Source organism: Xanthobacter sp. BG11Y11_SDJG (assembly GCF_057364445.1).
Map to the genome: position 1 here is coordinate 1 of NZ_JBNFNU010000339.1, position 4,602 is coordinate 4,602.

Below are 4,602 nucleotides of genomic sequence, written 5' to 3' on the forward strand. Positions count from 1 at the left end.
CGCCTGGCCGAGGCCGCGACGCTTCGGCGGACGGCTTGCCCCGGCGCCGGAGCGGCTGCCGTACCGACGATCCGCTCGCCCCGGCCGGCTCTGTTCCTGGACCGCGACGGCACGCTCAACGTGGACTATGGCTATGTCTACGATCCCGACCGGCTGGTCTTCCTGCCGGGCGCGGCAGCGGCGGTGAAGCAGGCCAACGACCTCGGCTTCTACGTCTTCCTCGTCACCAACCAGTCGGGGGTCGGACGGGGCTATTACACCGAGGCGGACGTGGAGCGCTGCAACGCCACGCTCCAGCGGCACCTGCGCGCCTTCGGCGCCCATCTGGACGACATCCGCTACTGCTCGGACCATCCTGACGCGCTGATCGAGGCGTACCGCCGGCCCACCGGCTGGCGCAAGCCGGCGCCGGGCATGTTGATCGATCTCATGGAGCACTGGCCGGTGCTGCGCGAGAAGAGCCTGATGGTGGGCGACAAGGACAGCGACATGGGCGCCGGCCGGGCCGCAGGGGTGGACTGCGCGAAGTTCGAGACCGAGGATCTCGCCGCCTTTCTCGGGCCGCTGCTTCTGGCGGAGCGCAATGTTCCGCAGCCGATGCCCGTGGCGGAGGACGTCGCGGCGGAGGCGGAACCTGCCCCGCCCGTTCCGGCCGACGTCGCACCAAGGGCCGCACCAAGCGTCGCCGAAGCGATGGCGGCGGACGTCGCGACGCCGGAATCTTCGGCTGAGCCAGAGCCGTCAGCGGCGACGGATAAGCCGGTGTCGAGACATGGCGTCGCACTTTTTCCGCCAGATCACATCCTGTAAGGTGGAATTGACGCATCCCACAGGATGAACCGGTATTTCTCGGCCGTTCCTGCGGCCCATGGATTTGGATTTCGCTATGAGCAATTTCAACGAAGAGACGGTGAAGAGCGTCCATCACTGGACCGACACCCTGTTCTCCTTCACCTGCACCCGCGACCCCGGCTTCCGCTTCCTCAATGGCCAGTTCACTATGATCGGACTGCTGCTGGAGGGCCGGCCGCTGCTGCGCGCCTATTCCATGGCCTCCGCCAATTACGAGGAGGACCTGCAGTTCTTCTCCATCAAGGTGGCCAACGGGCCGCTCACCTCGCGGCTCCAGCACCTCAAGGTGGGCGACAAGATCCTGGTGGGCCGCAAGCCCACCGGCACGCTGATCCAGGAGAACCTGCTGCCCGGCCGCACCCTGTGGCTGCTCTCCACCGGCACCGGCCTTGCGCCCTTTCTCTCGGTGGTGAAGGACCCGGAAGCCTATGAGCGGTTCGAGAAGATCGTGCTCATCCACGGCACCCGCACGGTGGCCGAACTCGCCTATGACGACTACCTCACCACCACGCTGCCGCACGACGAGTTCATCGGCGAACTGGTGGCGGAGAAGCTGATCTATTACCCCACCGTGACGCGCGAGCCGTTCCGCAACCAGGGCCGCATCACCGACCTGATCACGTCCGGCAAGCTGTTCGCCGATCTCGGCCTGCCCGAGATCAGCCCCGAGAATGACCGCCTGATGCTCTGCGGCAGCCCGCAGATGCTGAAGGACGTGGTGGATCTGCTGGAGAGCCGGGGCTTCAAGGAGGGTAGCGCGTCCGATCCCGGCCACTACGTGATCGAGAAGGCGTTCGTGGAGCGCTGAGCCGCCTTCGGCGCGGCCGCCCTACCGCGTCGGCGGCTGGGCGTTGGAATCGCGGAACTCGAAGATCTTGCGCAGGAAGCCCGGCGCCACCGCCGACATGGGGTTGATGCGCAGCGTCGGTCCGGCGGAAATCGGACCGACGATCTCGAACGTCACCCCCAGCAGGCCCTCGTTTGGTCCGCCGCCCAGGAACAGGCCGATCACCGGCAGCTTCGAGAAGATGTTGTTGAGCGCATAAGCGGGCACGAAGGTGCCGCGCATGGCGATGCGGTCCTGCGCGAAGTCGAGCGTGCCGTCGAAGGTGGCGCCCACCGACGGGCCCCAGATGGCGCCCTCACGGAACGTCACCTTGCCGGTGGTGCGGGCGAACTGGGCCTGCGCCTTCTCGAATGCCGCCGACCCCGCCTCGACCCGCCCGGAGCTGTCGCGGGCGGCGCTGGCGAGCCGCTCGAGGCCCGGCTCCCCCTTGATGGCGAAGTCGCGGATGTGGAGCACCCCTTCCTGGGGGGTCTGGTCGTTGCGCGGCGGGTCGATCACCACCCATGCCTCGCCGCCCTGGACCTTGGCGTAGATGTCGAGGAAGCGCAGCATCGCGCCGGCGTCCGAGGTGGAGACGTGCAGCGCCCGCTGGCGGCCCTGGACCGATCGCATCTCGCCGGCGATTGCGCCGTCCCTGCCGGCTTTCGCGGTCAGGACGAAGTTGCGCATCTCGACGCCGCGGCGGCTGGTCTGCAGCTCGAACTGGCGCAGCACCTCGCCGAAATTGCCGGTGAGCGCGCCGATCTTGGCCTCCACGTCCACGTCCGGCGTCTTCTGCGGCTTCTTGGAGGGCGGCGGCGTCGAGACCAGGCTCTTCATGATGCCGCGCGCGTCCATCACCTCGCCGGTGATGCGGATCTTCAGGACGTCGCCCGCGCGTTCGGCGCGCAGCGAGGCCTTGTCGCCGTCGGACAATTGGAAGGTCGGGAACTGGGCCCCGAGCAGGTCGCCGCCGTCGGCCAGTTCCAGAGATCCCTTCAGGAGCGTGCCCGAGCCATCGAGCACGAGGTCCTCCAGCCGCACCGTCGGGCCGCGGTCGTTGAGCGTGAAGCGCGCCTTCAGCGCCTTGCCGGCCGGCTTGGAGAGGCCGGGTATGAGGTCCTGGATGCGCGCCGCGGTGAGGTCCACCTCGATGCTGGCGCGGGTGTCCTTGTTGTTGGTGGTCCCCACGAGCCGCACGCCAAGGGTGCCGGAGATGCCCGGCACGTCCACGCCGAGGCGCTCGCGCGCCGCGTCGTCCAGATTGGCGCTGACGCGGATGTCGGAATCGGCGACGTCCTTCCTCTTCTCATACTCGAAGGCCACGGGCGCGCCGCCGAGCCGGCCCTCGCCGCGCAGCACCACGCCGGCGGGCGAGGCGAAGGCCTTCACGGTGGCGCCCTCCAGGCGCTGGCCGTGGAACACCTTGTCCACGCCGAAGTCGGTCAGCGAGGCCTCGAAGGAATAGTCGATGTCCTCCGGCTTCATCACCTGGCGGAAGACGATGTTCACCTGCAGCAGCGCCGAAAGGCGCCCACGCGTGGTCGAAGGATCGAAGGCGGTGCCGGTGGGGCCCTTGAGCGGCTCCATGCCGAGAATCTCGATGCCGGCATCGGCCGGCCCCTCGAACTTCACGGTGATCTGCGAGGTTGGCTCGCGCGGGAAATAGTCCGGGATCAGCATGATGCCGTCGCTCACCGCGAGCTTGCGGTTCTGCGGCGTCACCACGGTGCCGGAGGGCATGGTGATGCGCACGCTGCGCCCGGTGACGGCGATGGCGAGCTTGGCGCCGGCCACCGGCGGCAGGCCCTGGACCGGACGCACCGTGACGCCGGACGCGGCAACCTTGAGGTCCACCGCACCGTCGGGCAGCGGCACCTGCTTCTGGCCGATCAGGTCCATGGGCAGGCGCACGGCGACGGTGAGGCTGTCGGTGGTGCCGGCAGACACGTTCTCCACCATGAACTGGCGCGCCGGCGGGGCGATCGACACCGGCCAGACGCGCTTCAGCGTCGCCGCGGGGAGCGGCGTGGTCGAGGCGTCGAAGAACAGGGTCGGCACCGCCATGCCGAAATCGAAGGCCGCGGTGAAGGTCATGCTGCCCGTGGGGCCGCCGACGAAGCCCTTGTCCACCACGAGGCGCCTGTCCGGGCTGGTCCAGCGGCCGGACACGGCGACCTTGTCGAGCGTGACCGGCGGCTCCGGCATCTCTCCCGCCAGGACGATGCCGTCCGCCCCGAGCGTGAAGGGCCAGGGATCTCCGATGCGGGCGGGCACCGCGACCTCGCCCTTGAGGCCGATGCGGTTCTGTCCCTTGGTGGCGACGATCGGCCCGAGCGCGATGATGCGGCGGGCCGGATCGAGCACCGCCTCCAGATGCGCCGCGTCGATGTGGAAGCGCTCATCCACCGCCTCGCCATTGCCGATGGCGCCGGCGCCGAAGGTGAGGTCCGCCTTGGCCGCCTGGACCACGCCGTCGCGGCCGAGGCGGGCCGTGAGCGTCGCATTGAGCGGGGTGTCCATGTAGAAGCGCCGGTGGTCCTGGCTGAAGGCCTGGACCAGGTCGCGGGTCGACACGTTGTCGAGCTTCATCTCGATGGCGCGCGCCCCGTCCCGTCGCGCGATGCGGCACGCGTGCGATGCCGTGCGGCCCTGGGAGGTGAAGGTGAGCTGGGCTCCGCCGCCCACGGGCCGGGCGAGGCGGACGCCGATATTGTCGAACACGATGCGCCGGCCGGAGCTCTCATTCTCGACGATCAGCGTGCCGTTCTTGAGGCCCACGTCCGCCAGGGCGCCGCCATCGAAGCCGGCCGCCTCCAGTTCCTCCATCCAGCGGGCGGGCGCCCTCGAGCACCAGCGGATCGGTCGAGGCCGCCGCGGTGCCGTCCGGGGCGGCTGGCGCCGCCGTGCGCAGCGCCGGTTCC

General features: G+C 69.3%; 3 protein-coding genes. 2 read left to right on the forward strand and 1 reads right to left on the reverse strand.

Translation table 11 applies throughout. The annotated features are described in order from the left end of the window. A partial coding sequence (locus AC2W7M_RS20170) for a D-glycero-alpha-D-manno-heptose-1,7-bisphosphate 7-phosphatase (RefSeq protein ID WP_486134396.1) occupies positions 1–810 on the forward strand: 810 nt, incomplete at its 5' end. Between the two features lie 76 nt (positions 811–886). Then, a complete protein-coding gene (locus AC2W7M_RS20175; protein WP_486134398.1) occupies positions 887–1,660 on the forward strand; it encodes a ferredoxin--NADP reductase in 774 nt (257 codons plus the stop codon). 21 nt (positions 1,661–1,681) lie between these two features. Here AC2W7M_RS20175 and AC2W7M_RS20180 read toward each other — a convergent pair whose 3' ends face one another. Continuing rightward, complete coding sequence (locus AC2W7M_RS20180) at positions 1,682–4,507, reverse strand: YhdP family protein (RefSeq protein WP_486134400.1); 2,826 nt, start codon at positions 4,505–4,507, stop codon at positions 1,682–1,684. Between the last annotated feature and the right edge of the window lie 95 nt (positions 4,508–4,602).

Bases quoted from the DNA above. Each gene is read 5' to 3' on its own strand.
- AC2W7M_RS20180 (WP_486134400.1), bottom strand. From the start codon at position 4,507: ATGGAGGAACTGGAGGCGGCCGGCTTCGATGGCGGCGCCCTGGCGGAC.
- AC2W7M_RS20175 (WP_486134398.1), top strand. From the start codon at position 887: ATGAGCAATTTCAACGAAGAGACGGTGAAGAGCGTCCATCACTGGACC.